The sequence below is a fragment of the Psychrobacter urativorans genome (genome assembly GCF_001298525.1).
Taxonomy (GTDB): Bacteria; Pseudomonadota; Gammaproteobacteria; order Pseudomonadales; family Moraxellaceae; genus Psychrobacter; species Psychrobacter urativorans_A.
The window spans coordinates 19,789-45,358 of record NZ_CP012678.1; the positions used below are offsets into that span (position 1 = coordinate 19,789).

Annotated in this window: 23 protein-coding genes; 17 read left to right on the plus strand and 6 right to left on the minus strand. The window is 41.6% G+C overall.

The window, feature by feature from the left end:
- Positions 1–5 precede the first annotated feature (5 nt).
- Positions 6–347, plus strand: a complete 342-nt coding sequence (locus tag AOC03_RS00105) for a YnfA family protein (RefSeq protein ID WP_062533020.1) — start codon at positions 6–8, stop codon at positions 345–347.
- 144 nt (positions 348–491) lie between these two features.
- Here the strand turns inward: AOC03_RS00105 and AOC03_RS12985 are convergent, their stop codons facing one another.
- Entirely contained in the window at positions 492–614 is a 123-nt protein-coding gene (locus AOC03_RS12985) for a hypothetical protein (protein ID WP_257719823.1), read from the minus strand.
- Positions 615–859: 245 nt separating this feature from the next.
- Here AOC03_RS12985 and AOC03_RS00110 point away from each other — a divergent pair, with 245 nt between their 5' ends.
- From AOC03_RS00110 to radA, 11 genes are all read left to right on the plus strand, one after another.
- Positions 860–1,486 carry a 6-pyruvoyl trahydropterin synthase family protein gene (locus tag AOC03_RS00110; protein ID WP_062533022.1) on the plus strand — a complete coding sequence of 209 codons (627 nt, stop codon included), beginning with the start codon at positions 860–862 and terminating at the stop codon, positions 1,484–1,486.
- Complete coding sequence (gene tsaE / locus AOC03_RS00115) at positions 1,479–1,997, plus strand: tRNA (adenosine(37)-N6)-threonylcarbamoyltransferase complex ATPase subunit type 1 TsaE (RefSeq protein ID WP_062533024.1); 519 nt, start codon at positions 1,479–1,481, stop codon at positions 1,995–1,997. Before AOC03_RS00110 ends, tsaE begins: the two co-directional genes overlap by 8 nt.
- Positions 1,998–2,069: 72 nt before the next feature.
- Entirely contained in the window at positions 2,070–3,797 is a 1,728-nt protein-coding gene (gene mutL, locus AOC03_RS00120; protein ID WP_062533026.1) for a DNA mismatch repair endonuclease MutL, read from the plus strand.
- Positions 3,798–3,845: 48 nt separating this feature from the next.
- Positions 3,846–5,015, plus strand: a complete 1,170-nt coding sequence (gene miaA, locus AOC03_RS00125; protein WP_062533028.1) for a tRNA (adenosine(37)-N6)-dimethylallyltransferase MiaA — start codon at positions 3,846–3,848, stop codon at positions 5,013–5,015.
- Positions 5,016–5,382: 367 nt separating this feature from the next.
- Positions 5,383–5,934 (plus strand): RNA chaperone Hfq, encoded by a 552-nt coding sequence (gene hfq / locus AOC03_RS00130; protein WP_062533030.1) that lies wholly within the window; start codon positions 5,383–5,385, stop codon positions 5,932–5,934.
- A gap of 317 nt (positions 5,935–6,251) precedes the next feature.
- On the plus strand, positions 6,252–7,244 hold the full coding sequence (locus AOC03_RS00135; protein WP_062533032.1) for a KpsF/GutQ family sugar-phosphate isomerase: 993 nt from the start codon (positions 6,252–6,254) through the stop codon (positions 7,242–7,244).
- Between the two features lie 87 nt (positions 7,245–7,331).
- Positions 7,332–7,892 carry a KdsC family phosphatase gene (locus AOC03_RS00140; protein ID WP_062533034.1) on the plus strand — a complete coding sequence of 187 codons (561 nt, stop codon included), beginning with the start codon at positions 7,332–7,334 and terminating at the stop codon, positions 7,890–7,892.
- Positions 7,889–8,473 carry an LPS export ABC transporter periplasmic protein LptC gene (gene lptC / locus AOC03_RS00145; protein ID WP_062533036.1) on the plus strand — a complete coding sequence of 195 codons (585 nt, stop codon included), beginning with the start codon at positions 7,889–7,891 and terminating at the stop codon, positions 8,471–8,473. Before AOC03_RS00140 ends, lptC begins: the two co-directional genes overlap by 4 nt.
- A 228-nt stretch (positions 8,474–8,701) precedes the next feature.
- A complete protein-coding gene (gene lptA / locus AOC03_RS00150; RefSeq protein WP_227514344.1) occupies positions 8,702–9,184 on the plus strand; it encodes a lipopolysaccharide transport periplasmic protein LptA in 483 nt (160 codons plus the stop codon).
- Positions 9,185–9,434: 250 nt separating this feature from the next.
- Positions 9,435–10,145 carry an LPS export ABC transporter ATP-binding protein gene (gene lptB / locus AOC03_RS00155; protein ID WP_157049327.1) on the plus strand — a complete coding sequence of 237 codons (711 nt, stop codon included), beginning with the start codon at positions 9,435–9,437 and terminating at the stop codon, positions 10,143–10,145.
- A 390-nt stretch (positions 10,146–10,535) separates the two neighbouring features.
- Positions 10,536–11,978: a DNA repair protein RadA gene (gene radA, locus AOC03_RS00160; protein ID WP_062533040.1), complete on the plus strand. Its 1,443-nt coding sequence runs from the start codon at positions 10,536–10,538 to the stop codon at positions 11,976–11,978.
- A 129-nt stretch (positions 11,979–12,107) separates the two neighbouring features.
- On the opposite strand, the gene AOC03_RS00165 is transcribed toward radA, so the two are convergent.
- Positions 12,108–12,728, minus strand: a complete 621-nt coding sequence (locus tag AOC03_RS00165) for a septal ring lytic transglycosylase RlpA family protein (RefSeq protein WP_062533041.1) — start codon at positions 12,726–12,728, stop codon at positions 12,108–12,110.
- A 1,096-nt stretch (positions 12,729–13,824) separates the two neighbouring features.
- The gene (gene rodA, locus AOC03_RS00170; RefSeq protein ID WP_062533043.1) at positions 13,825–14,967 is read right to left on the minus strand and encodes a rod shape-determining protein RodA; all 1,143 of its coding nucleotides are present in this window, start codon (positions 14,965–14,967) and stop codon (positions 13,825–13,827) included.
- A gap of 369 nt (positions 14,968–15,336) precedes the next feature.
- Here rodA and AOC03_RS00175 point away from each other — a divergent pair, with 369 nt between their 5' ends.
- A complete protein-coding gene (locus tag AOC03_RS00175; RefSeq protein WP_062536297.1) occupies positions 15,337–16,308 on the plus strand; it encodes a D-Ala-D-Ala carboxypeptidase family metallohydrolase in 972 nt (323 codons plus the stop codon).
- Between the two features lie 338 nt (positions 16,309–16,646).
- Entirely contained in the window at positions 16,647–17,204 is a 558-nt protein-coding gene (locus AOC03_RS00180) for a hypothetical protein (RefSeq protein ID WP_062533045.1), read from the plus strand.
- A 93-nt stretch (positions 17,205–17,297) separates the two neighbouring features.
- On the opposite strand, the gene AOC03_RS00185 is transcribed toward AOC03_RS00180, so the two are convergent.
- Together AOC03_RS00185 and AOC03_RS00190 are read right to left on the minus strand one after the other, a co-directional pair.
- Positions 17,298–18,839 (minus strand): M16 family metallopeptidase, encoded by a 1,542-nt coding sequence (locus AOC03_RS00185; RefSeq protein WP_084785715.1) that lies wholly within the window; start codon positions 18,837–18,839, stop codon positions 17,298–17,300.
- A 114-nt stretch (positions 18,840–18,953) separates the two neighbouring features.
- Positions 18,954–20,462: a M16 family metallopeptidase gene (locus tag AOC03_RS00190; protein WP_062533047.1), complete on the minus strand. Its 1,509-nt coding sequence runs from the start codon at positions 20,460–20,462 to the stop codon at positions 18,954–18,956.
- A gap of 1,427 nt (positions 20,463–21,889) precedes the next feature.
- Between AOC03_RS00190 and ftsY the strand changes: the two genes are divergently transcribed.
- Together ftsY and AOC03_RS00200 are read left to right on the plus strand one after the other, a co-directional pair.
- Positions 21,890–22,801 (plus strand): signal recognition particle-docking protein FtsY, encoded by a 912-nt coding sequence (gene ftsY / locus AOC03_RS12910; RefSeq protein WP_237182087.1) that lies wholly within the window; start codon positions 21,890–21,892, stop codon positions 22,799–22,801.
- Between the two features lie 64 nt (positions 22,802–22,865).
- On the plus strand, positions 22,866–23,465 hold the full coding sequence (locus AOC03_RS00200) for a methylated-DNA--[protein]-cysteine S-methyltransferase (protein ID WP_084785716.1): 600 nt from the start codon (positions 22,866–22,868) through the stop codon (positions 23,463–23,465).
- 154 nt (positions 23,466–23,619) lie between these two features.
- On the opposite strand, the gene AOC03_RS00205 is transcribed toward AOC03_RS00200, so the two are convergent.
- On the minus strand, positions 23,620–24,372 hold the full coding sequence (locus AOC03_RS00205) for a YebC/PmpR family DNA-binding transcriptional regulator (RefSeq protein ID WP_062533051.1): 753 nt from the start codon (positions 24,370–24,372) through the stop codon (positions 23,620–23,622).
- Positions 24,373–24,689: 317 nt separating this feature from the next.
- On the opposite strand from AOC03_RS00205, the gene AOC03_RS00210 reads away from it, so the two are divergent.
- Entirely contained in the window at positions 24,690–25,520 is an 831-nt protein-coding gene (locus tag AOC03_RS00210) for an ion transporter (RefSeq protein WP_062533053.1), read from the plus strand.
- The last annotated feature ends 50 nt before the right edge of the window (positions 25,521–25,570 follow it).

The window sequence follows — 25,570 nt, forward strand, 5'->3', positions numbered from 1 at the left end:
TAACTTTGCCTGAATTTTCTGAATTGAGGACGGTTGGTCTTTTTGCGGTTACGGCACTGGCAGAAATAGCCGGTTGCTATCTACCTTATCTTTGGCTACGCGAAGGCAAGTCGATTTGGCTGCTGATACCGGGTGCCTTGAGCTTAATGGCTTTTGTATGGCTCTTGTCGCTGCATCCGACGGCTACGGGCAGGGTTTATGCTGCTTACGGCGGGGTATATATTTTTATGGCGATTATGTGGCTATGGACAGTGGATGGTATTCGCCCATCGACTTGGGATATCGTAGGCTCATTCGTGGCGCTTTGTGGTATGGCAATTATTATGTTTGCGCCGCGTAGTACTTAGCTGACTCATTGAAAATTAAAGCTGAATGGTGATAATTTTAAAAATATACAAACTTCATACAATTAAATTAAAAAATGCCAATCAAATCATGGGATTCGATTGGCATTTTTATTCTCTTAACACTGCTTAGTACTGTATTAACGATTAATGCTTGCCTAAGATGCTGCCGCTATCGTCTTTTTTCGCTTGTTTAGCGGCTTTCTTTTCTTTTGCCGTTAATAGCGGTTTCTTTTTAACATTCTTTTTACTATCTTGAGTCTTTGCCATGAGGCTATCCTTTTAAGTGAATAATGAATAGGTATTAAAGTCAGTATAGCCCTAAGGTTAAGTAATAGATAGCGATGCCTGAGCAAATAGACACTAACGTTAATACATGCTTACTTACGGATAGCACCTGATTTGCTATAACTGTTTTGCTATAATAGCGCATAAGCTTAGCGTTACGCTGGGCAAACTGTCATGTAGTACCCATACAGAATATGGGTGCTCACTGTTTTGGTTAAATTATTATTATGCGTATTCGTAAACTTTTTAAATTTGAAAATGCTCATATCGTCCGCAATTGTAGCTCTGAGCGCTGCAAACACTCTATCCATGGTCACAGCTATCAAATTGAGTTGATTCTTGAAGCCCAACGCTTAGACCATGGGCAAATGGTGTATGATTTTGGCTTATTAAAATCATCAATTAAAGATATTATTGATAGCTTTGATCATGCGATTTGTTTTTGGAATCAAGATGACCCTGAATATATTGCGGCTTGCAAGAAGTTCAGCGCCCGTTGGATAAGCTTACCGGTATCGCCATCGGCTGAGCAATTCTCGCGTGTCATATTCTTTTGGGCACAAGAGATTTTAAAACAAACCCAAATGCAAAATGGTGAGTCGGATGTCAGCGTCTATTCGGTAATTGCCCACGAAACCGCAACGGGCTATGCTCAATGCTTTAGCGATGACGTTGCTAATGAGCAAATGGGTAAACTTGAGCTTGGCGCGTTTGAATTTAGTGAGCAAGTTAGCAGCGAATGGCATGACCCAGAGTTGTATGCCAAATTGATTCGCGGTGAGCGATTTATCAATCCAACCGTGATGATGCAAGTCAGTTCGCAACTAGAGCCGCAGGTGCAGCCCGATGTCTAAAACTGATGAAGCCGCTAATACTAATAAAGAATTGCAAACCGTCATTTTACATTCAGAAGCGGACACGCAACGCCTTGCCGAACAATTGGCGGCGTTACCGTTATCAGGTAGTGTATGGCTGGCAGGTGATTTGGGCGCCGGTAAAACCACCTTGACACGCCATTGGCTGCAGGCATTGGGTCATAGTGGTGCGGTAAAAAGCCCGACGTATACCTTGGTTGAGCCTTATAGTATTCCCCAAAACGATGGCAATATTAAGCCAGTTTATCATGCTGATTTATACCGCCTACAAGACCCTGAAGAGTTATCCTTTATTGGCTTTGATGAATATCTTGATGAGCCAAATGCGTTGGTTATTATCGAATGGGCAAGTCGTGCGGACAGCTATTTACCGCCACCCACTTTATTTATTGATATCACCCAAGCTGCTAACGACAGTCGTCACGTTGAGCTAAAACTCTCAAAAGTTGGGCAAGCACAAGGGTTAGATTTATCTTCAATAAAAATGTAATGCGTACGTTTGATTAGCACTTAAAACCTATACGTTCTAAAAATATATCCTCTCAAAAATATGCTTACCACTATGCCGGATAATTCAACTATTACACGAATCAAAAAATTATCACCGCTGCTCATCAATCAATTAGCAGCCGGCGAGGTCGTTACGCGTCCGGCAGCCGTAGTCAAAGAGCTGCTTGAGAATGCGATTGATGCTGGCGCGACGCATATTGAAGTGCGTATTACCCAAGGCGGCATGGGTATGATTGAGGTCGTAGATAATGGTTTGGGTATTCATCCTGACGATATGGTCATGGCAATTACCCGTCATGCGACCAGTAAAGTTGCTGATATTGCCACCTTACAAGGTATTAATACCTTAGGTTTTCGCGGTGAGGCGCTATCAGCCGTGGCAGCGGTGTCTCGGTTGACCCTGACTAGTAGTCACGATGACAGTGGGGTAGGTCGTCAGCTACATGTGGCAGGCATATTAGCAGATACGCCAAAACTAACACCTGTCGTCCATAATCGCGGCACAACCGTTACGGTAAAAGATTTATACTTTAATGTACCTGCGCGGCGCGGCAATCTAAAATCTATTGGCACTGAATTTGCTCATATTGAAACCATCGTTCGTGAGGTGGCATTAGCGCGCGCAGATGTAACGCTCAGTCTTTTTCATGATAATAAAAAACGCTTATTGTTGTCAGCAAGTTTGGCTGAGACTGATACCAATAATAACAACAGCCGTTTGCCATTATCGCGCCTTGAGCAAGCATTGGGTATAGCATTAACTAGCAACGCCATACCAATCACCATTGATTTATCCAGTTTGCTACAGTCGGGTGCTCAATCGATAGAAGCATCGGCAAGGATTAGTGGTTGGTTATGGACAAGCCAGCAATCGCAGTCGCAAACGACATTACCAAAGCTACTTTACGTCAATGGACGGTTGGTGAAAGAAGTACTCATTAGTAATCAATTACGCCAGCTAGCAGCCAGCGCACAACTCGATGGTATTGGTTATGCGCTATATTTTGACTTGCCAACCCAATGGCTCAATGTCAATGTGCATCCGACCAAGCAGCGCATAAGAATTAGCCCGCTCAATAATATTATGGCGCATTTAGGTCATGCTATTGGTCTTAAACTTAAAAGTATAATTATCCCGAAAATTGCAACACCTGTTGTACCTGTAAAGCACGATGTAGAGCAGGATGTGGAAAGTAAGAGCATAAATAAAGTCTCTTATGTGTCATCAACACCAGTCCATCAGCAAGTGCAAGCCCCAAAACAACTCTATAAGGTGTCGCAAAAAAAGATATTATCAGAAAATAACGCCTATGCTAGTGCTGATGGATTAACACCGAACCAAGGTAGTAATACGGCGTTCATGTCGTCAGCTTCAACTCATTTCACCTCTTTACCGCAGTGTTTAGAAATTATTCAGTCCTTACCCAAAAATACGTCATTATTTACCTCTTTGGCAGTAGATAGTACTCATTTATCATCATTACCATGGTTGTTACTTTATTGGCGAGGTCGGTATTTATTAATGAGTGTGCAGGATTGGCAGGCAAAATTAGCGCTTTTAAATAAGCCTTATCTATTTAATAAGGCTGAAACGCCAGTTAGTGCTGCCATGATAAATCAACAGATAGTCAGTGTGGCTGCGCCGTTATCTGCACAAGATTCTTCAGAATTTACAAATACCCTTGAACAATTGCTTCATACCAGTGCGATTGCCGTGATAGATACTGAGCAATTAGTCACAGTTATGCTATCATCCGCGCCAACATCGCTATTTTCATAAGTATCTTCGCGACTATTAGATTTTTATATTATTTTTATAGGCAATTGCATGCAACTTTCATTGGTTAGTTCGGCTCATAATTTGCATCATACTTTAGCGGATAATAGTGTGGTGTGTTTGATGGCGCCAACCGCGAGTGGCAAAACCGCATTGGCTTATGAGCTTTATGATACAGGTCGTTACGAGCTGATTTCGGTTGATTCTGCACTTATTTATCGTGATATGAATATCGGTACGGCAAAGCCAACGGCAGCTGAACTGCAACGTTATCCGCACCATCTAGTCAATATTATTGACCCCACCCAAAGCTATAACGTGGCTGACTTTATCAGTGACGTGGCTGATCTTATTGAGCGTTGCCATCAGAATGGTAAAATACCGCTACTGGTTGGCGGCACTATGATGTATTACATGGCATTACTTGATGGATTATCGCCTGTACCAGACAGTCATGACAGCGTGCGCGAACAGGTTGAGCAATGGCGTGTAGCAGAAGGCATTAGTGCCTTATATGACTATTTGGGTAAGATTGATCCTATCAGCCACCAGCGTTTAAACGCTACCGATACTCAGCGTATCACTCGAGCCGTAGAGGTGTATTTACAGACAGAGTTGCCGCTTAGCGACTGGCAGCGCCAACCAAAACAAGCGTTAGCACATAATACTAAGCAACAATGGCATGCCTTAGCAGTGATGCCGGATCGTGCTTGGTTACACACACGTATCGCTCAGCGCCTTGATATGATGTGGGATGAAGGGCTCATCTCTGAAGTACTTGCGCTGCTTGAGCGCTATCCGCTTACCCCAAATCTGCCGTCTATGCGCTGCGTTGGCTATCGGCAGGTATTAGAGTATTTGGTACAGACCAATCATCCAATATTTGAGCAGCCTCATTTAGACAAGGCACAATTTTTTGACGCTTTTAGTCCTATTAATGAGAATAGTGACTCTCAAATCAGCCTAAATAATTCCCCAAAACCTACTTTACTATCCTCTTATTCTAAAATTGAGATAGAGGCGCTTGCTTGTCATCAAATGCAAAATAAGGCATTATATGCAACAAGGCAGTTAGCAAAACGGCAATATACATGGCTACGCAAGCTGACTCAGTTACCCATGCATCAGGAAAATACATCGCTGTCATCTGAGACGCTTAATAATAAAATGATGATACAATCATTTATGACGATGGAACAGGCAGGAATCTATTTGCGTTAATAGTCAGTTGATCATACTGTAGAGTATAGCTATAGGCATGATGGTAAATAGCAGAAGAGTTGACAATAAGTTTCAAAGTATAATGATAATAGCTGTTATTATAATAAAATAATGAAGATGGCTGCTTGAATATACTGCGAGCTATTACTAGCTGAATCATTATTATTAAAAATTACTGTAGAAACAACTGGTTACTTAATTTTTTACAATAAAATTTATAATAACGATAAAGTAGAATAACTTAAGAAGAGTTAGTGCTTATTTAGATACGTTTCACTAATAAAAATCATCATTGTATCTGACTCTAACTATTATAATTGAATCAGCACTAATAATATAACGATATACACTATTTAGGAGAGATTTCATGTCAAAAGGACAAACCCTACAAGATCCGTTCTTGAACTCGTTGCGCAAAGATCGCATTCCGGTGTCTATTTTTTTAGTTAATGGCATTAAATTACAAGGTCAAATTGAATCATTTGATCAATATGTAGTATTGCTGAAAAATACGGTCAGCCAAATGGTATATAAACATGCCATCTCGACTGTCGTACCAGCACGCAACCCGCGTACTAGCAGCATGACAACCACAGCAGCAGGTCAACCGCAAGGCGCTACTGCTGGCTATCAAGGTGGTAGCACGGGCGCTGGATTTGAGCGTGGTACGAATCCTAGTAATACCGGCAGTGGCTTCGAAGAGCGTGGCTTTGCTTCTAACCGCAGTAGTTTCAATCGTGGTGGTTTTGGTCAAAGTCAAGACCGTGGCTTTGAGCGCGGTAGTTTTGGTCAAGGTCAGGAACGCGGTTTTGAACGTGGCGGCTTTGGGCAAGATCGTGGCTTCGAAAATCCGTCAGAAAATACAGGTTTCGAAGATATATCAAATAATGATATTGATAATAGCGATAATAATGGCTAAGTATGACGTAACGCTAACAGATAACTATGGTGCGTAACACTCGCTATTGAGCTATTAGAAAAAGACCTGCTACTATAGTGGGTCTTTTTGATTGTATGGATATGGGTTGGTTGCAGATATAAATAGGTATGAGGATAAAATACTTTTAGCAAGTAATTCTGTAAGCCATGTAAGCCATGTAAGCCATACAGAGTTATATAAATCCTGCTTATAACCACGCTGTTACAGATTGTCAGCTATATTATTAATATCAATCATAGTATATTGAAATAACTAGAGTAAAATATATCATTGAATAATAACTACTGAGTCAATCCATGAGCAACAATGCGCTTAGCCTAACCCACGAACAATTTATAACGACTGCCATCGATGCGATTAATACTGAAAAAGCAGCATTATCCTTATTGACTGAGCAGATAGATGATAGGTTTGCACAGGCGTGCGATATTATTTTGGCGTGTCAGGGTCGGGTAGTAGTGACTGGCATGGGTAAATCAGGGTTGATTGGACGTAAAATAGCCGCGACTTTTGCTTCTACAGGTACGCCCTCATTTTTTATGCACCCAGGTGAGGCAGGGCATGGCGATTTAGGCATGGTGGTAAAGGGTGATGTGCTTATTGCGATTTCCAATTCTGGTGAGTCTGATGAAATCAGAACGCTGTTGCCCGTAGTCAAACGTTTAGGAATTCCACTCATTAGTATCAGCCGTGATAAGCGCGGTATGTTGCCACACGCTGCTGATATTGCCTTGACGCTTGGTCATTCACAAGAGGCTTGTCCATTAAACCTTGCCCCGACGTCGAGTACCACCGCTACTCTAGCGCTAGGTGACGCATTAGCCGTTGCGTTAGTTCATGCGCGGAATTTTACCTCAGAGGATTTTGCGTTATCGCATCCTGCGGGCGCTCTTGGACGTCAGCTCTTGACACGGGTTGAGGATTTAATGCATACCCGATTAGAAAACTTACCTATCATTAATCAAAAAGAACCACTACAAAAAGCATTATTCACGATGTCTAATGGGCGTTTGGGCATGACAGTAGTGACTGATGATCATAAAAAAGTGGTAGGTGTATTCACTGATGGCGATTTGCGTCGTGGTTTAGAAAAGGGCATTGAGTTAACCACCCCTATGTATGAAGTAATGACTGCCAGTCCTCGCCATGTCAGTAAAACTATGCGTGCCTCAGATGCCCTTAGTGTGATGAATGAAAATGCGATCAGTCAGCTGCTGGTCATGGATGAGCAGGGTCAGTTAGAAGCCATTATTACTGTTCATGACTTACTAAATGCGGGCGTTAAATAAACGGCTAATTTTTATATAATAACAATACGAACGATATTTCAATTTATTATCATTTTTAATAAGAAGCAATTTAATAAGAGATTAACCATGCAAGACTTAATCAGAAAAGCCGGACAAGTGCGATTATTAGTGCTAGATGTCGATGGCATTTTATCTAATGGGCAGATTATTTATGATGCTAATGGTATTGAAACCAAAGCATTTTCGGTACAAGATGGGGTGGGCGTAAAGTCTCTGGCGCGTTATGGTATTTTGACGGCTATTATTACTGGTCGTAGTAGCGCGATGGTTGATAAACGTGCTGCAGAAATGGGTGTTAATTACGTGGTACAAGGTCGTGATGATAAGCTTGTTGCCTTAAATGAGCTGCTTGCAACCCTTGATCCGGCGCTTAATATAAGCGCCGCTGATTGTGCTTATATGGGCGATGATTTGCCTGATATTAAAGCCATGCAGACAGTAGGTTTTGCTGCTACAGTACCCAATGCCCATGCAGAAGTGATTAATCGTAGCGATATGGTCACCACTCGCGCGGGTGGTTATGGCGCGGTTCGTGAAGTATGCGATCTTATTTTAAAAGGGCATGGTCATTACAAAGACTTTATTGCCCACTATACGCTCGATAGCACTCAGGATAACTTGTCGTGAATACCCGTATTTTAATTGTCTTAGCACTCGTTATTGCGGTCATTGCTGGCTGGTTTTTTCAGCAGCAAGGTAAAATATCGCCACCGATAAAGCTAGAAACCTCAGAGGTTGACTATGAAGCAACGGATATTAAGGCGGTACAGACCAATGAGCAAGGCAACACTGAATATGAGGTGAATGCTAAGTCACTCACTCATAATCCTGTTACCAATCAAGATGAGATGTCAGGCATCACGATGAATTGGGAACCATCAGCTGAGCAGCGTTATCGCATTCAGGCGGGTAGCGCTGCTATCAATCAGCAAACAGGCGAGATGCGTTTATCGGGTGGTTTTATGTTAGCCAGTGAAGAAAAATCAGCGGCGACAGATATAGAGCCGATCAAAATATCAGGGCAGACGCTGATGGGCAATACCAAATCACGGCAAGTTTATAGCAATGAACCGGTTAAAGTTGAACAAGGTATGAACCGCTTTCAGGCATCTAGTATGAAAGCTAATCTTGAGACTGGCGAGTACGAATTTGGGCAAGTTGCCGTTAGTTTTACCCCTGCCAAGCGCCAAGATAAGGCACTGTTCTAATGGTTGTATTAGTCTATATATTGCATTCATTTAGTATAAAATAAGCGTACTAAAAGGTAGTTTGATTCATATTCATTTGCTTTACTGACATTAGCTTTGCCTGACCTTATTATTTACTAATTATTATAAGAGTAACTATCTATGAAATTCGACTTTCTGCCGGTTATGCGCTCATTATCAACGCGTCGCATTCAAGTGCCGTATTATTTACGCACAGTGTCGACAGTCATGTTACTGGCGTTGCCCATTTATAGCCATGCGCTGCCGTCAGATGCCAATCAGCCTATTAAATTATTAGCAGACAAGGCGACCTATAGCGAGCGTACAGGGGTTACCAGCTATTCTGGTAGTGTGATTATCACCCAAGGATCGCTAAAGCTAACGGCTGATAATATCACGGTGAATTTATCACAGCAGCGCAGTATTAATTCAGCAGTTGCCACAGGACGTCCAGCGACAATGCAACAAGTGGTCACGCAAGAAAAGGGTCTCGCAAAAGGGCAGGCAAATAATATTGATTATAATGCCATGAACGGCATTGTTACCTTAACGGGTAATGCTAGATTGGTACAAAATGGCGCGAGTTTTGCCGGTAATGTCATTCGTTATAGTCTAAAAGATGGTGACGTAGAAGCCACTGCGGGTGGTAGTCAGCGCGTTGAATTGGTGTTTCCACCCAATAATAATGCTAGTCAGCGCGGTGTACGCTAAATGATATCTTGATGCCAGTAGTTTTATAGCATCATTACCTTTCAGTTAGACTTTTAAGCTTCTATTAATAAGCCTCTATTAAATTTTGTAATAGCATGAGTATGGTATGAGTGATAATAATTTTAATAGTACCAGTAGCAATAACACCAACAATCGTCATAACAGCACTGACCATAATAACGATACTGACGTGCAGCATGTCACTATTGAAAACAAACCAATTGCTGATACAGCTGCTGCCAAATTAGTTATGCAAAATTTGGGTAAGCGTTACGGTAAACGTTGGGTGGTCAAAGATGTATCATTTTCTGTCGAACAAGGGCAAGTGGTCGGGCTCTTAGGTCCTAATGGAGCAGGTAAGACAACCAGCTTTTATATGGTGGTGGGACTGGTCAATATGGACAAAGGTCGCGTCACCTTAGGAAAAATAGACTTATCAAAATATGCCATGCATGAGCGCGCGCGGGCGGGCATCGGTTACTTGCCGCAAGAGGCGTCTATTTTCCGTAAACTGTCTATCGAAGATAATATCTTAGCGATTTTGCAAACTCGTAAAGAACTCACTGCCGCTGAGCAGCGTCAAGAACTTGAAAAACTCATTGGCGAGTTTCATCTAGAACACGTGCGCCAATCGCTTGGTATGAGTGTATCAGGCGGTGAGCGCAGGCGCTGTGAGATTGCTCGCGCTTTAGCAGCCAACCCTAAGTTTATCTTATTAGATGAGCCGTTTGCTGGGGTTGATCCTATTTCTGTAAGTGATATTAAAGACGTTATCTTAAATCTAAAAAATCGTGGGATTGGGGTATTAATTACCGACCATAATGTCCGAGATACTTTGGCAATTTGTGAAAAAGCTTATATTGTCTCAGAAGGTGCCATTATTGCTGAAGGTACATCGCAAGATATTTTAAATAATGAATTGGTAAAAAGCGTCTATTTAGGCAAGGATTTCCAAGTATAAGGTGCTAGCCTATTTTTAACGTCACTATTTTAATGTTACTAATTTTTAATGTCACTAGATAGTAGGTCATTCTCCTATAATTTTGTATGGTTCATATCACTAATGCTGCAAAAGACGCTGTTTTTTTTATGAATACTCTACGCTCAAAAATTTGCATTGCTCAAGATATACCCTAGAGTAAAGTCATCCCTCGTAAAACTAACGGTCATTATTTATATTCTGCACAACTCAAATCATCAATTAGGCTGCTGTTTATAAAGCAGTGGCAGAAACGTCTAAAAAATTCATAAAATCTGTATTATTTATCGCAAATATTCTCTATTAATTATGATAACTATGATAGTTACCGTGAATATTTTTGATTTATTATCTGAATAAGGCTCATATTTCATGGCAAAAAATAAAAGTAGCTATGTCTGTCAGCATTGCGGTGCTCATTTTGGTAAATGGGCGGGACAATGCACCGATTGCGGTGAATGGAACAGCTTAATTGAAGCCCCAAATGTAAGTATGCCGCATCATAATAAGAGTACCGCTAAACCTCATGCCAATCGTGCCGCGCCGCGTAGTGTAGGTGGTGGCGTACCGACAGGAAACTATTCTGGGACGCATAGTGCGGTTATGCCACTTAATGCGGTCAGTGTCACCTTAGATACGCGTATGTCAACAGGTATTAGCGAGTTTGATCGGGTATTGGGTGGTGGTTTAGTTGCGGGTTCTGTGGTATTAATCGGTGGTGATCCCGGTATTGGTAAGTCAACTATCTTGCTACAAACCGCCACTAATATGGCACGTGCTGATTCGTTAGCAGGTAGTGCCCTTTATGTGACTGGTGAAGAATCGCTCGCGCAGGTGGCTATGCGCGCTAAGCGCTTAGACTTACCTGCTGACCGTCTAAGAGTGCTGGCTGAAACCAATGTGGAAACCATCTGTGCTGCGTTAACGCAAGAACAGCCTGCCATTGCTATTATTGACTCGATTCAGACCATTTATACCGATGCCATTAATTCTGCACCGGGTGGCGTCAGTCAAATTCGTGAATCTGCGGCTATTTTGACGCGTTATGCCAAACAAACAGGCACTGCACTATTTCTAGTGGGTCATGTCACGAAAGAAGGCACGCTGGCAGGACCGCGAGTGCTTGAGCATATGGTAGATACCGTTCTATATTTTGAAGGTCAGTCTGATGCGCGCTTTCGTATGATTCGTGCGGTCAAAAATCGCTTTGGCGCCGTGAATGAGCTGGGTATTTTTGGTATGACCGATATGGGGTTAAAAGAAGTTGCTAACCCTTCTGCTATATTTCTGAGTCGCTATGATAAGCCAGTTGCCGGATCAGTAGTCATGGTCAGCCGTGAAGGCACACGCCCATTATTGGTTGAAGTACAAGCATTGGTTGATGATTCGCAAGGACAGCCAAGGCGCATGGCACTTGGGCTTGATTTTCAGCGTCTATCAATGCTACTTGCGGTTATGCACCGTCACGGTGGTATTCATACCAGCGGTCAAGATGTTTACGTCAACGTTGTTGGCGGTGTAAAGGTGATTGAGACAGGCTCAGACTTAGCGGTACTGTTGGCTTGTGCGTCCAGTATCAAAGAGCGTGCGCTACCTTCATCATTAGCGGTATTTGGCGAGGTGGGCTTGTCAGGTGAAATTCGTCCGGTGCCTAATGGACAAGAACGCTTAAAAGAAGCGATGAAGCATGGTTTTACCCATGCTATCGTACCTAAGTCTAATGCGCCAAGTGCTAATAGTCCTCAATTTTCAGGTATTACCATTATTGCAGTAGAACGCTTGGACGATGCTATTCAGAGAGCCTTTGAATTGTAATAAATACTTATAGAGATGATAATTTGTCGCAATAAAAAGCGCCTTGCTAAATAGTAGCAAGGCGCTTTTTTATGGTCTTAATTGCTTATTTCAGAGCGTTATAAAGAGAAATAAAAGCAAAATAGCCTATTAAGACTGAGGACCTGCAACACGCTCAATAGTAACGTTACCCACCCCTTTACTGGTGATATCTAGTCTTTTAGCAGCGCCATAAGATAAATCCATCACACGATTACCATGGAATGGACCACGGTCATTAACTTTTACCACGACACTTTTGCCATTAGTTTTGTTGGTCACTCGCACATAACAGTTCAAAGGTAGTGAGCGATGAGCAGCCGTTAAGCCGTTCATGTCAAAAGTATCACCGCTGGCAGTTTTACGACCATGGAACTGACGACCATACCAAGACGCCAGACCGTTTTGCTTAAATTTACTGACAGAATTTGATGCTACTGCGGTTAAACGTTCAAGCACATCTTCATCATTGGTTGCTTGAGTACTGTTGCTGGCAAGTAGCGAGCTGCTAAGTGCCAATGATGTGGGCTGACGGGCAGACTTAACTAAGCTTGATGCATTATTATGTTGGCGGGTAAGCTCGCCGAGTACACGATCGATATTGGAGGCGTTATCTTGAGACAAAGTCACAAGAGAGGTTTTGGATTCTGCTGCTTGTACGTTGGAGGCGATTGCTGAGCCTGCAAATATACACAAAGACATAGTCAGTAAACCAGATAAACGCTTATTCATAAATACCTCTATAACTTATACCCTAAAACCTAATCTACGTTAAAACTCACTATTAACGGTCGCAGATTGAGCATGACTTCATTAGACCACTCTAATGACGAGACGTACTCTAAAGCCCTACATAATACGCTATCACTCAAAGAGGGATAGCGTCAAAAGCTTTAATAGATTTTAACGTATGGATAATTTTTTTATTGCATTATCATAAGGATGCAGACGATAGTAAAATAGGCTGAAACTCATGATAAGTTCAAGTGATAGTGAATGCTATCACTCTTAAAAAATATGATTTTACCAAAAAAAAGATTAGTGATGCAATAACAATACCGCTAGATAGCAATGTTAAACTATTCTGTAATAGCTTAACCAATATATAGTTTATATGACGTAGTGTAGTGATTTATTTGTAAATCGTTAACCAAATGTCAGCTCTAAAAACCTAGATGCTCACTATACTGCTGAGCTACAACCTAAATATAATCGAATGCTAACTTTCTTAGTGAGTGTGTATTGCTTATGTATCAAAAATGCATTAAAAAGAGAGTAACGCAATTATTTGTAAAAAACAAGCACTAAAACTGATAAGGAAATATTGACAATAAGTGTACTGCTAGCGTATAGAGAGAGTGAATTTAATGCATTTAATGTAATTATAACAATAGCTTACAAATATTATTTTTTCATAAATACAGTAACTATAGTTAAGTCAAAATTAATAAAGGTCAAACATTTAAAAAATCAACTTGTCCTATAATACCCTAAAGGCACTTCTCCTTACTGCTCTTTTGGAGATAAAAAATCACTTAAAAATATTCATTTATAATCGATACAGTCGTTTAAAGTCAGTAGAGCAACACAGTGAGCTTGTCATTTTTACACAGGTTATTTATATGCGGTCATCGTTACTTTCAAGCTGCAATTGCTAGTAAATATGAGAGGATAACGCTTCAATTGGTCTATTTATATTAGATATGTTATATTATAACATAATGGTGTTTTATAGAAAGTTTTGCGCTTGCTTTTCTATTTAAATGATTTTTACTTTTAATGGTTTTTTATTTTATAAATAGGTTATGTATTACAAACAAAATATAAACTAGACGGTTTTATGAGTATGAATCGACATCAATAAGCCAAATCCTGCCATTAGAGTCACAATGGCAGTGCCACCGTAGCTGATGAAGGGCAGAGGGACGCCAACGATTGGTAAGATGCCACTCACCATGCCCACATTGACAAAGACATAAAGAAAAAATGACATCGTAATTGCCCCAGCTAACAGACGGCTATAAATATCGGAATGACTAAAGGCAATATACAATGCGCGGCTTAATAGGCAAGCGTAGATAAATAGTAATAGTATTACTCCAAGCAAGCCGAACTCCTCAGAGAAAGCGGCAATAATAAAGTCAGTATGACCCTCGGGTAAAAAATGCAAGTGGGATTGCGTGCCGTCCATATAGCCTTTACCGCTCAGACCGCCAGCGCCGATAGCCGTTTGAGATTGAATAATGTTCCAGCCAGCACCTTGGGCATCGATTTCAGGGTTAAATAAGGTCAATACCCGCATTTGCTGATAATCATGTAATAAAAAATGCCATGCAAATATGGCGATGGGTATCGATAACACCAAAGTACCTAAAATCAGCCACCAAGATAATCCTGCCAGAAACAACACAAAGAGACCACTAGCCGCCACTAACAAAGAAGTCCCTAAATCAGGCTCTTTGGCAATCAGTAATACGGGTATAACGATAAGACCTAAAGTGACCACCACACTGAATATAGAGGGTGGTAACTCGCGCTTAGATAGAAACCATGCACACATCATCGGCATACCAAGTTTCATAAACTCTGACGGCTGCATACTGCCAAATCCGGGCAAATTAATCCAGCGTTGGGCGCCCATCCGTACTTCACCAATGATATCTACAAGTACCAATAGCATCAATCCCACAAGATAAAATATAGGTGTCAGGGTACGATAAATACTGGGCGGCACTTGCGCTATCACAAACATGACCATCAACGAGATACCATAACTGACCAGTTGGCGGATCACCATCTCGCTATCTTGCGCGGATGCGCTATATAGAACGGTCAAACCAATACAGCAAATCGTTAGCAGTAGCAGCGTGAGCCATGGATCAATATGAATACGTTGCCATAGTGTGGTTCCGTGATAGTGATCGGAATGCTGGCTTTGGCGCGAAAGCTGATACTGTGAGCTAGAAGACATAGGCGAAGAGTGTCTATAAGTGAGGAGTAGATAAAAATGCAACATAAAATAATGCTTAGACTTGCGCTATCACTATGACGGCTCATCTTTTGCAAATTGATTATGATGCTTGTTTAGAAAAAGTAACATTACAGTAATGAAGTAACGTGATTATAAAAATTCATGAGGATATGTGTTAATAATAAACCACTTAGCCCAGATAAGCGGCGATAGTTTAGCCCGACTATCTGAAATTTGATAGTATCGTTGAAATGTTTTTAGGGGTAATGACCAGCAATGCGCAAATTAAATAATGATGCGAATGGATATACGGATAAGACTGTTCAGGTCGTTACCCATTCATATACCTATCAAAGAAAATTAGCAAATATGATAACCTCAACTTCTTTAACGCCTACTACCTTTTTAACATCTACAGCTTTTAAGCCAATAATAACGCTATTCCTCATGGGTATGAGTAGTGTCAGCGTCCATGCCGCTATTTTAAGTGACAATAGTGAGCGTCGTGTACAAGTTCGGCAAAGTAGCAGCAATGCTTATATTAAACCTGCAACGATCGTCAATAAAACGGTCATTCCTATCCTAACTAATAATACATTCAATAGCGATAGCATGCAGGGACTGATTGAACAAAAGCAACGTCAATTTGATTTTGACGCCAAACTGTCTATAGAAGAAAGCAAGCGTGTCAATACCAAGACGCGTCCATCAGTCTACAATCCTATTTACAATACAACCTATGATCCCGTCTACAGCACCAACAGTAATAATAGTAATAGTTATGGCAATGCTACTATAGACTTTAATAGCTGGTTAAATAGCAATCGCTACCGCGCCCAACAAATTGCAAACTATCAGCGTTATCTAGGTTCACAAATCGGTGCGCAAAATGTCCCGCCTATGGAACAACTGCTGACAACAGCACGTAGCTGGGATAAATGTGGCTACGAGCCCTACCAACTGCCGCCACAAGATCTATGGGCAAATATAGTGCCAACTTTGCGGCTCTACAGTAACCTAAAAAATCAAGGCATCTTGCCAGCCAGTACCGAGATTCGTTCGGTATATCGTGATGCAGGGCTGAATAACTGTGCAGGTGGTGCCAATAGTAGTAAGCATATGACCGCTGGTGCGATAGATATATGGGTGCCAGAATATGAAAATGATCAATGGCGCGTTAATAGCGTGCAAGATGGTTTGTGTCAGTTTTGGCAATATCAAGGGGGAAACCATGACTTTGGGCTTGGGTTATATGCAACTGGAGCCATTCATCTAGATACCCAAGGCTATAGAAAATGGGGCTTTGAGCATGCCAGTCGTGGCTCAGCCTGCCGCTCTTGATAGCAAAAGCTAACGAGGTGTTGACTGCTAGAAAAGGGCGTCAAGTATTTGCTAGAAAAGGGCGTCAAGTATTTTTAATAGACTAAAATCTGCTTGTCAACTACTGGATATCTGCTTTCCTTATCCATTAAAGGTTTGACAAAAAGTATAAAAATACAGACGAATAGACGAATAGACGCATGGGTCATGAAAGAATATTTAAATTTTAGGTAAGTATCTCTGTAATATCTACAGATTATTGTTCGTTATTATAACTAACGCTCATCTCAACACTTGACACTTGCTATTTTAAATTATGAATGACAAGAAATGATGATGAACGGGCATAAGTGAGATTTATGAAAAAATTATGGTCAGTATTAACAAAAACGCATAATTTTCACCTGAGTAAACACCTCATTATTCCTGTAAATATCCTTCATATCTTCCTCGTTATTGCTGCTATATTGGCATTGTTGATTATTAAAGCATGCACACCACAACCGTCTATTGAAACGATTGCCAATACCAAGTCTGCTTCAAAACAACAAAAAATTGCTGAGATTGAGGACAGTATTAATAACTCATATGCAAGGCTAGCTGCCCAGCATGCAGATATTTGTCCAAAGCTGCTACAAAAGGAAGTGGATAAGGATACGATAGAACGGGTTGCAGAAGTTATGGTAGATGAGCATTGTGATTATTTCTTATATCCCCGTACGGGTCAAAAAATAGCTATCACAGTGAATAACAGTCAAATTGAAGCGCTATTGATTGTACCAGACTTGCATAACTTTGCTGATGGCGACTATGAAGTTGCCTCTTATGATAAGCACGTCATTCGCCTATCTTATAATGGGGCAACCTATAAGCCTGAACGTCTAAGCTATGATGTTGCAATCAGCGTTAATGATTAAACGCTTAATTTGCAACACCGTCATTTACGATATTTTTCAACACATAAATACTTAACTTCCAAATATATTACCGGCGCTCAGAAATAGCTATATTTAGGGTTTCGCTTTCGCTGCCGGTTTTTTAGTATCCCAAGGGTTATCCTGCCCAACGGTTACAATCAAAAATTTATCAGGCTGAAGTGTTTCACGCATGGTTTGATTCACTGCCGCAAGCTGCACATTTTCGATACGGCTCATATAATCAGTCAAATAGTCATCAGGCAGCTGATAAAAATTCATCATACCTAATAAGCCATTAATCCCCGCATTACTAGCAAAACTCATCGGAAAACTGTTCTTTAAATTATCTGTGGTTAACGTCATCTCAGCTGCTGTAATACCCTTATTTAAGGTGGTATTAATCACCTCGACACTGGCATCAATCGCTGCTCGGGCTTTATCGTTGCGGGTAGAAAAGCTAATTTGATAAGGACCACGCGCCAGCATCGGACTCATCGAGCCTGAGATACCATAAGTGTAGCCCAGATTTTGGCGGATTTCCGTCATCAGCCGCGCATTGAAACTACCGCCTGCTAAGACATCATTGCCGACGGCAAAGTTGGTTTGCTGTTGCTGTGATTTGGGGTCGGTCGCGCGCTTATTACCCAATTGTCCCATTAATACTGTAGTTTGAGTACTGGAGAAAGGAATATGAATATGCTGAGCTTTGGTCAGTGGTTTCGGCTCTGGTAGAACAGCTGCTGCTTTGCCGATTGGTAAGCCGATAGTGAGGTCTTCGGCAAGTTTTTCAGCTTGCTTGCGCGTTAAATTACCGGTGACTGCTAGTGAAGCATTGGCAGCAACCAAATAGCGTTTTTGAAAGTCAATTAAGTCTTTTTTCTGAATACTAGGAACTGTCTCAAGCGTGCCCGAGGTAGGGTGAGCATAAGGGTGCGTACCGTATAACGCTTTATTAAAAGCAAGGCTGGCAAGACTGCCGGGATCTTGTTTTTGTTGCTGCAAGCCGACCACTAAGCGCGCTTTATTGCGCTCTAAAATTTGCGTCTCAAATTTTGGCTCAGTCAGCAGTTGCGTCATTAAATCAACAGCAGGCAGTAGGTGTTCGTCATCAGATAAGCTGCGTAAGGATACGATAAACATATCTTTATACACGCTGCTATCTAAATTAATCCCTAGGGTTTCAACGGCGCGTGTAAAGTCATCTTCATCTAAGTTTTTTGTGCCTTGGGTGAGCATGGTGGCAGTCATATTAGCAATCCCAAAACCGTCCGTACGAATATCGCTATCGCGAGCGCTACCTGCATTAAAACGCAGGTCAATATCGACAATCGGTAAAGTTTCAGCACGTACAAAGGAGACTGGCACACCAGACTTGGTTTTAAAATGTTGAATATTCGGTACGTTGACTTTCAGGGGTTTGACGTTATCAAGGCTACTCAGTTTGGAGAGTGCGGCGATGGGTGCGCTAGTATCTACTGTCGCCGCTGACGCACGATTGTCGTCCGCATAAGCCGGTGCCGCTACTGTGCTGAATCCTATGGCGATACTTAGCGTTAAAGATAATAACCGTGCTGAGAATGCGGGATAGGGTGTGCTTGTTGTTTTTATTAGGTTTGTAGACGCCTTATCAATCATAACGGTCTTCTTAATAAATGGGTTTTCAATAAAAGGTTGCTTAATAAAATGCGGATTAAAAAATTTCGCGCACTTTAAATTAATAATGATATCAATCTCAAAATAAGCGCTTTGTTAATTGGCTACTTTAGGCTTACTTATTTTAGATTTATCAATGGCTTTATTAGTAGGTTTATTAGGGGCTTTTTCCGTAGGTGGGACGACATACATCACCGTGAGATTGTCTTTTACTAGATATTTTTTGCTGGCTGTTTGGATATCGGCAACCGTGACGCTGTCAAGTTTCGCCGGTAACGTGGCAAGTAGTCTGTCATCAAGCCCAATAGATTGTAGTGAGCCGATGATTTGTGCTTGTCCTTCCATACTGTCTTGAGCATAGACCAGACCAGTGACGGTATTGGTTTTGGCACGGCTGATTTCATCATCAGCAATCGGGTCAGTACCAAGTTTATTAATTTCAGCCGTAATAGCTTGCTGTGCTTGCTCTAAGCTGACGCCTTCACGTGGCGTTGCTTGGATGAGAAACAGTCCGTCACCGCGATCTAGTAAGTCATAAGACGTACCAACGCTGGTTAATAATCCTTGTTCACGTATTAATCGGCTTTCTAGGCGCGCAGACAGTCCACCATCTAACACATCTTGTGCGAGTGATAGTGCGTAAGCTTGTTTTTCGTTCGTTGGCGCGGCAGTCAATAGACTGGGGACGTTATAACCCATTAATAAAACCGGAACTTGTACGGCTTGCTCAGAGCTGACTTGTTGATAGCCACGGAATCCTTGTTGGCGAACCGTAGGGCGCTTAGGTATTTTGCTTGCAGGTAAATCCTCAAAGTAGCGTTTGACTTGGGTTAATACCTCTGTTGGATTGACGTCACCGACGATAACTAACGTGGCATTATTAGGCGCATACCATGTTTTATACCAGTCTTTTAGCTCGGGCAAGGTAATCGATTCAAGCTCGCTCATTGGTCCAATGACAGATTCACCTTTAGGGCTATCAGGTAGGGCAAGCAAGCGAAATGATTCATACGCCTTGGCAAGTGGATTGTCGTCGGTACGTTGGCGACGTTCTTCCATTACCACTTGATGCTCTTTAGCAAACGCCTTGTCATCAAAGCGTAAGTTAGTCATGCGATCCGCTTCTAGCTCTAACGCTAGCGGTAAGCGATTTGCGGGAAACAGCTCGTAATATCCCGTATAGTCGTAACTGGTAAACGCATTATTTACCCCGCCAAACTTAGCAATTAAGCGCTCAAAGTCATCACTAGACACATCCGCTGTGCCCTTAAACATCATATGTTCTAGTAAATGTGAGATACCGCCTTTATCAAGGGGTTCGTCCGTTGAGCCGACCCGATACCAAATTTGTGTCACCACCACGGGCGCACGGTGGTCTTCTTTAACAATAATCTTTAAGCCATTATCCAACTGATACTCATGACGACCTGACACATCTATCGTCAAGTCTGCTGGCTTATCGGTATGTGGCGTCGGCGTTACCAATGTTCCGTTAGGTTGGGTAGTTTGTTTTAGGTTATTAGTTTGACAAGCAGTAAGCGACGTAACCGATACTAAAGACAAAGCTAAAGCGCAAGCCACACGTAGCGTTATAGATGAAGACATAGTGGTTTCTACTTATAAAAATGGCGACTAAATATAAAAATATTAAAAACAGCCATCAGCTAACGATAGCCATGGCTACGGTTATATAGAATTTTTTATATTAGAGATTAAAATGGCGGTTGGCTCAAGGGCTTGAAGTGTTTGACAACCTACCGCTGAAAAAGACAAAGCCGCGATAATAAATGTAAAAGCTATCGTAGTGGCGGTTTTATGTCGCTTTTGCTTATCATTATAATGATGGAGTTGAGGTGTAGATTGCAATGAGGACGACATGATAAACCCTACTGATATAAAATAACGAGTGAATATACGGCTGTTAAACCTTGATATATTAAATTTTGATAGGTTAAATCTTAATATAAATATTAATATAAAAGTGTCTTAACATTATAGCGATTTATGAGCACCAACTATTACACTAGCAGTCGGTTTAAATTCGTGTGTCGTATTGCATCCGGTCGCTGAAACTGTCAATGCGACTATAGTCAGTGCCAAACCAGTATTTAACCATTTATTAGAACGGGTTTTAAATGTTTGAGTGCTCAGTGATTGATGAGGCTTAAGATTTGATGACATAACATTTCCTAATAGATGATAGATAGCTGCTGAATACTGATAATAAAATCAGAGTGGCATAACGTTTAGCAGACTGTAGCGAAATTTTGCCCAGCAAAAGTCAGAGTTTTGTGTCTAAACCTTAAGCGAAGCTTTCACATTCGATTTAAGTGCGTTTGTTATCCCTATCCATCATGTCGCTGAGCCGCGGCTGAATTATGCTAAACTATCACAAAAATGAGTGTCAGTGCTGAGATAACCCATAGTGCTACTATAAATGGAAATGGCACCATAAATACATTACTAACAGTGCTAACTTTTAGGGCGAACTTATGAATAATGCAAATAATGTGAATCGCGTAGTCATCAATCTCGATGGCGACTTTGATGATTTAGATGACGACGATATTACCTTACCGAGCTTGCCTGCGCAATCCGTGCCTATTATTGACGAATCCGACCTTCAGGCTCAAAGTGAAGCTTCGACTAAACCATCGTCTAATAACCCGCCTAAGAAAGAGTCGCAATCCGAAAATATAAAAGTATCCAGTGCCGATGCAGCTGCAAATATCGCATTGGGTTCGCCGATTGTGTCACCAGAAGTAAAAACGCCTACTGATAGCACATTGCCTAGTGACAGTCAGCCGAAGCAGACGATTGATCAAGCAGCGATACCAAAAATGCCGTTGCAGGCGCAATTAGGGGATAGTGCAAGTGTTAGCGCTAAAAGTAGCAGCGTTGAGCCTGCTGTGGTAAAGCAAGAACAGACAAGTGAGACACAAGGACCTCACCAAAATGTTCAAGACGACCTTCAACAAGACGCTCAACAAAAGAGCCAGCAAGACAAGCAAAAAGGCAGTTGGTTTAACCGTATGAAGTCGGGGTTGAGCAAGTCACGTAAGAATTTAGCTGAAGGCATGGTCAGTATTCTTATTGGTGGGAAAGAAATTGATGATGAGTTATTAGAAGAAGTTGAAGACCAACTGTTGGTGGCTGATATTGGGGTAAGCGCCACCAATCGCATTATTAAGAGCTTAACGGAACAAACGACCCGTGGTGACTTGATTTATGCGCATTCGCTTTATAAAGCATTACAAACTGAATTGGTCGATATTTTAACCCCAAAAGTTGCGCCATTGATTATCGATACCAGTAAAAAACCTTTTGTTATTTTAGTGGTTGGGGTTAATGGTGTGGGTAAAACTACTACGATTGGTAAACTTGCCAAGCGTTTGCAAGGCGAGGGTAAGTCGGTCATGCTTGCTGCTGGTGATACTTTCCGAGCTGCTGCCACTGAACAGCTACAAATTTGGGGCGATCGCAATAATATCCCAGTCGTGGCACAAGGTCATGGCTCAGACAGCGCCTCAGTTATCTTTGACGCCATGCAATCTGCGAAAGCTAAAAATATTGACGTATTGATTGCTGATACGGCTGGGCGTTTGCAAAATAAAACTTACTTAATGGCAGAGTTAGAAAAAGTTGTGCGCGTCATGCGTAAGGCAGATCCTAGCGCACCCCACGAAGGGATGATTGTGCTCGATGCAGGCACGGGTCAGAATGCGATTAACCAAGTTGAGTTATTTAATAAAGTCGTGCCGCTAACCGGTATTACCATTACTAAACTTGATGGTACGGCAAAAGGTGGTGTGGTATTTAATATCGCTGAAACGACCGATGTACCTATTCGGTATATTGGGGTTGGTGAGTCGATTGATGACCTGCGTGCCTTTAGTCCGAAGCAGTTTGTCGCGGCATTGTTTGAGACTGATGATAAAGAATAATGGTGTTTGATGGTAAGCAGATAGTATGAAATGGTAGGACAACAGTATTAAAGGGATAAATATTATGATTATAACCAGTATTGTATTATCTGATATCGCTCAACATCACTTGCCCTCTCAAAATGCGTCTTTATTGCTGGCAAGCCATAGCATAGGAAATACTGCAACGCTTATCTGCTGTAATTGGTTAGCAGCAGATGAGCATTGGCAAGATAGTGTTAATCTAGCTAAGTTAGCCAAGAATTATAAATTTAATGCTATCAATGCCCAGTTTGTGCCTGCTTCAGCATTAAATGCTAACGACCCTGAACAGCAGTTATTGTTAGCCACTATTGCGCAGTTACAGCAATATTTGCAAGGCACACGTTGCGATTTTGATTTACCGCTTGATGCCACTCTAGGTACGCCATTTCAGCAAAAAGTTTGGCAAGCCCTGTTAGATATTAAGCATGGTGAAACTATCAGTTATGCTACACTCGCGCAGCGTGTTGATAGTCCCAAAGGTTTCCGCGCAGTTGCTCAAGCCAATAGCAACAACCCAATTAGTATTATTATTCCTTGTCATCGAGTTATTAGTAGCGATGGTAAATTGGGTGGCTATACGGGCGGGGTAGATAAAAAAGAGTATTTACTAGCGCTTGAAGGCGTTCAATGTAAACTATAATTTTTAATATCATAGCTTTGATATTAAAAGCTCAGGTTTTTAAGAGCGTTTTAGAAAAATACAGCATAAAAAAAGCCAAACGTGTTTAAACGTTTGGCTTTTTTATGCGGTTTCATTTAATCAGTGATATTTAATAAATGATATTTGCTAACTGCTATTGTTCTTCAAGCTGCACCATTACTTCGTCTGAGAAGTTCACATTGCTATAAACTTCTTGGACATCATCGATATCTTCCAACATATCAATCATTTTCATAACCTTTATTGCGTCATCGAGATTATCAATATCGGCACTGGTCGCTGGTGACATCGTAACTTCTGCGTTATCAGAAACCAATCCGGCTGCATTTAACGCATCTTTTACTTGCCCGAAATGCTCTACGTCAGTGATAACCAATAGTGTCTCACCATCATTTTCAACATCAAGCGCACCGGCATCCAAAGCCGCTAACAATACCTCGTCTTCTAAGCTGACATCGTTAAAGCTAATCTCGCCACGCTTATTAAATAAATAGGCAACCGAGCCTGACGTACCTAAATTACCATCGTGCTTGGTAAAGGCATGGCGTACTTCGCTGACGGTACGATTGACATTGTCCGTCATGGTTTCAACCAATACCGCGACGCCGCCGATGCCGTAGCCTTCATAGGTGATGTCTTCCATGTTGTCATTATCACCGCCGCCAGTACCGCGCGCAACTGCACGATTGATCGTATCTCGTGTCATATTGACGGATAGGGCTTTTTCAACGATAGCGCGCAAGCGTGGATTTTTATCAGGATCGGGGTCACCTTGCTTGGCAGCGGAGACAATTTCACGGATAATTTTGGTAAATATTTTACCTTTTACCGCATCTTGACGGGCTTTACGGTGTTTGATGTTTGCCCATTTTGAGTGACCTGCCATAGTATATCCTTAAGTTTTGCTTACCATTTATGGTGCTCATAAAATAGCCGTTTATGACCGCTATTTATAGTTGTTCATGCAATTTTGATTATTTACACAGTTTGCTTATGCAAGCTCAACGACATTAATACGCTGATATGCAAGTTAACGAATTGTATGTCGTTAATGGCGATTTTTTGCTACACTGTGAGCACTTGAATCGTGACGGTTTAATATTATAAACCACTTCTGCACAATTTAACCAACCTAGACTTATCTATCCTACTTTAACTCTCTCGTATCTATGAAACTATTGATTTCACGAAGCTACTGATCTTATGAAGCAACCGACTGCTGAAGCTATTGCCCACCTACGTAACCGTATTCATATCATTGTTGAAGGTACGGATACGCGCTTGGGTAAATTTTTTGATATTGTGCTCTTGATTGCCATTTTAGCCAGCGTGTCTGTAGTCATGCTCGATAGTGTGCTCTACATGCGTTTGCAGTTTGGCACTATATTCTTTTATGCCGAATGGTTTTTTACCATTTTATTTACGATTGAATATTTATTAAGACTGTTTTCAGCACCCAACAGATTGCGTTACGCGTTTAGTTTCTTTGGGGTTGTAGATTTATTATCGGTACTGCCAAGCTATTTAAGCCTGATGTTTGTGGGTGTGCAATATCTATTGGTGGTACGAATCTTGAGAATATTACGGGTGTTTCGCGTACTCAAGCTCAAAGCGTATATGCAGCAAGCAGGGTTTTTAGCATCAGCGCTAAAGACCAGTCAGCAAAAGATTACCGTGTTTTTCTTGTCTCTCGTATTATTAGTTACGATTTTTGGCGCGGTTATCTATGTCGTTGAAGGGCCGGAAAATGGTTTTACCAGTATTCCAGTGTCTATTTATTGGGCGGTTGTGACGGTAACCACGACCGGCTATGGTGATATGTCTCCTAAAACGCCAATCGGGCAAGCGATTGCATCAATGGTCATGATAACGGGTTACTCTATTATTGCCGTACCGACCGGTATTTTTACTGCTGAGCTTGCGCGTAATATGCGCCCACAGCTGAACCCTATAGCTTGTCCAAACTGTGGAAAATTTGGTCATGCCGTCAATGCAGAATTTTGTGATCGCTGTGGTCATGCTTTGCACATCTAGCCGCAACTCATAACGTGCTATCAGTTTATGAGTTTGTCGGTCTTCTTAGC

What these genes read in the sequence shown, in the direction of transcription:
- AOC03_RS00175 (WP_062536297.1), top strand. Translation starts at nt 15,337, where the DNA reads ATGATAACCTCAACTTCTTTAACGCCTACTACCTTTTTAACATCTACA.
- AOC03_RS12985 (WP_257719823.1), bottom strand. Translation starts at nt 614, where the DNA reads ATGGCAAAGACTCAAGATAGTAAAAAGAATGTTAAAAAGAAACCGCTA.
- tsaE (WP_062533024.1), top strand. Translation starts at nt 1,479, where the DNA reads ATGTCTAAAACTGATGAAGCCGCTAATACTAATAAAGAATTGCAAACC.
- AOC03_RS00205 (WP_062533051.1), bottom strand. Translation starts at nt 24,372, where the DNA reads ATGGCAGGTCACTCAAAATGGGCAAACATCAAACACCGTAAAGCCCGT.
- ftsY (WP_237182087.1), top strand. Translation starts at nt 21,890, where the DNA reads ATGAAGTCGGGGTTGAGCAAGTCACGTAAGAATTTAGCTGAAGGCATG.
- AOC03_RS00185 (WP_084785715.1), bottom strand. Translation starts at nt 18,839, where the DNA reads ATGATTGATAAGGCGTCTACAAACCTAATAAAAACAACAAGCACACCC.
- mutL (WP_062533026.1), top strand. Translation starts at nt 2,070, where the DNA reads ATGCCGGATAATTCAACTATTACACGAATCAAAAAATTATCACCGCTG.
- lptA (WP_227514344.1), top strand. Translation starts at nt 8,702, where the DNA reads ATGTTACTGGCGTTGCCCATTTATAGCCATGCGCTGCCGTCAGATGCC.
- lptB (WP_157049327.1), top strand. Translation starts at nt 9,435, where the DNA reads ATGCAAAATTTGGGTAAGCGTTACGGTAAACGTTGGGTGGTCAAAGAT.
- radA (WP_062533040.1), top strand. Translation starts at nt 10,536, where the DNA reads ATGGCAAAAAATAAAAGTAGCTATGTCTGTCAGCATTGCGGTGCTCAT.
- AOC03_RS00165 (WP_062533041.1), bottom strand. Translation starts at nt 12,728, where the DNA reads ATGAATAAGCGTTTATCTGGTTTACTGACTATGTCTTTGTGTATATTT.
- AOC03_RS00110 (WP_062533022.1), top strand. Translation starts at nt 860, where the DNA reads ATGCGTATTCGTAAACTTTTTAAATTTGAAAATGCTCATATCGTCCGC.
- AOC03_RS00135 (WP_062533032.1), top strand. Translation starts at nt 6,252, where the DNA reads ATGAGCAACAATGCGCTTAGCCTAACCCACGAACAATTTATAACGACT.
- hfq (WP_062533030.1), top strand. Translation starts at nt 5,383, where the DNA reads ATGTCAAAAGGACAAACCCTACAAGATCCGTTCTTGAACTCGTTGCGC.
- AOC03_RS00210 (WP_062533053.1), top strand. Translation starts at nt 24,690, where the DNA reads ATGAAGCAACCGACTGCTGAAGCTATTGCCCACCTACGTAACCGTATT.
- AOC03_RS00200 (WP_084785716.1), top strand. Translation starts at nt 22,866, where the DNA reads ATGATTATAACCAGTATTGTATTATCTGATATCGCTCAACATCACTTG.
- AOC03_RS00140 (WP_062533034.1), top strand. Translation starts at nt 7,332, where the DNA reads ATGCAAGACTTAATCAGAAAAGCCGGACAAGTGCGATTATTAGTGCTA.
- miaA (WP_062533028.1), top strand. Translation starts at nt 3,846, where the DNA reads ATGCAACTTTCATTGGTTAGTTCGGCTCATAATTTGCATCATACTTTA.
- AOC03_RS00190 (WP_062533047.1), bottom strand. Translation starts at nt 20,462, where the DNA reads ATGTCTTCATCTATAACGCTACGTGTGGCTTGCGCTTTAGCTTTGTCT.
- AOC03_RS00180 (WP_062533045.1), top strand. Translation starts at nt 16,647, where the DNA reads ATGAAAAAATTATGGTCAGTATTAACAAAAACGCATAATTTTCACCTG.
- rodA (WP_062533043.1), bottom strand. Translation starts at nt 14,967, where the DNA reads ATGTCTTCTAGCTCACAGTATCAGCTTTCGCGCCAAAGCCAGCATTCC.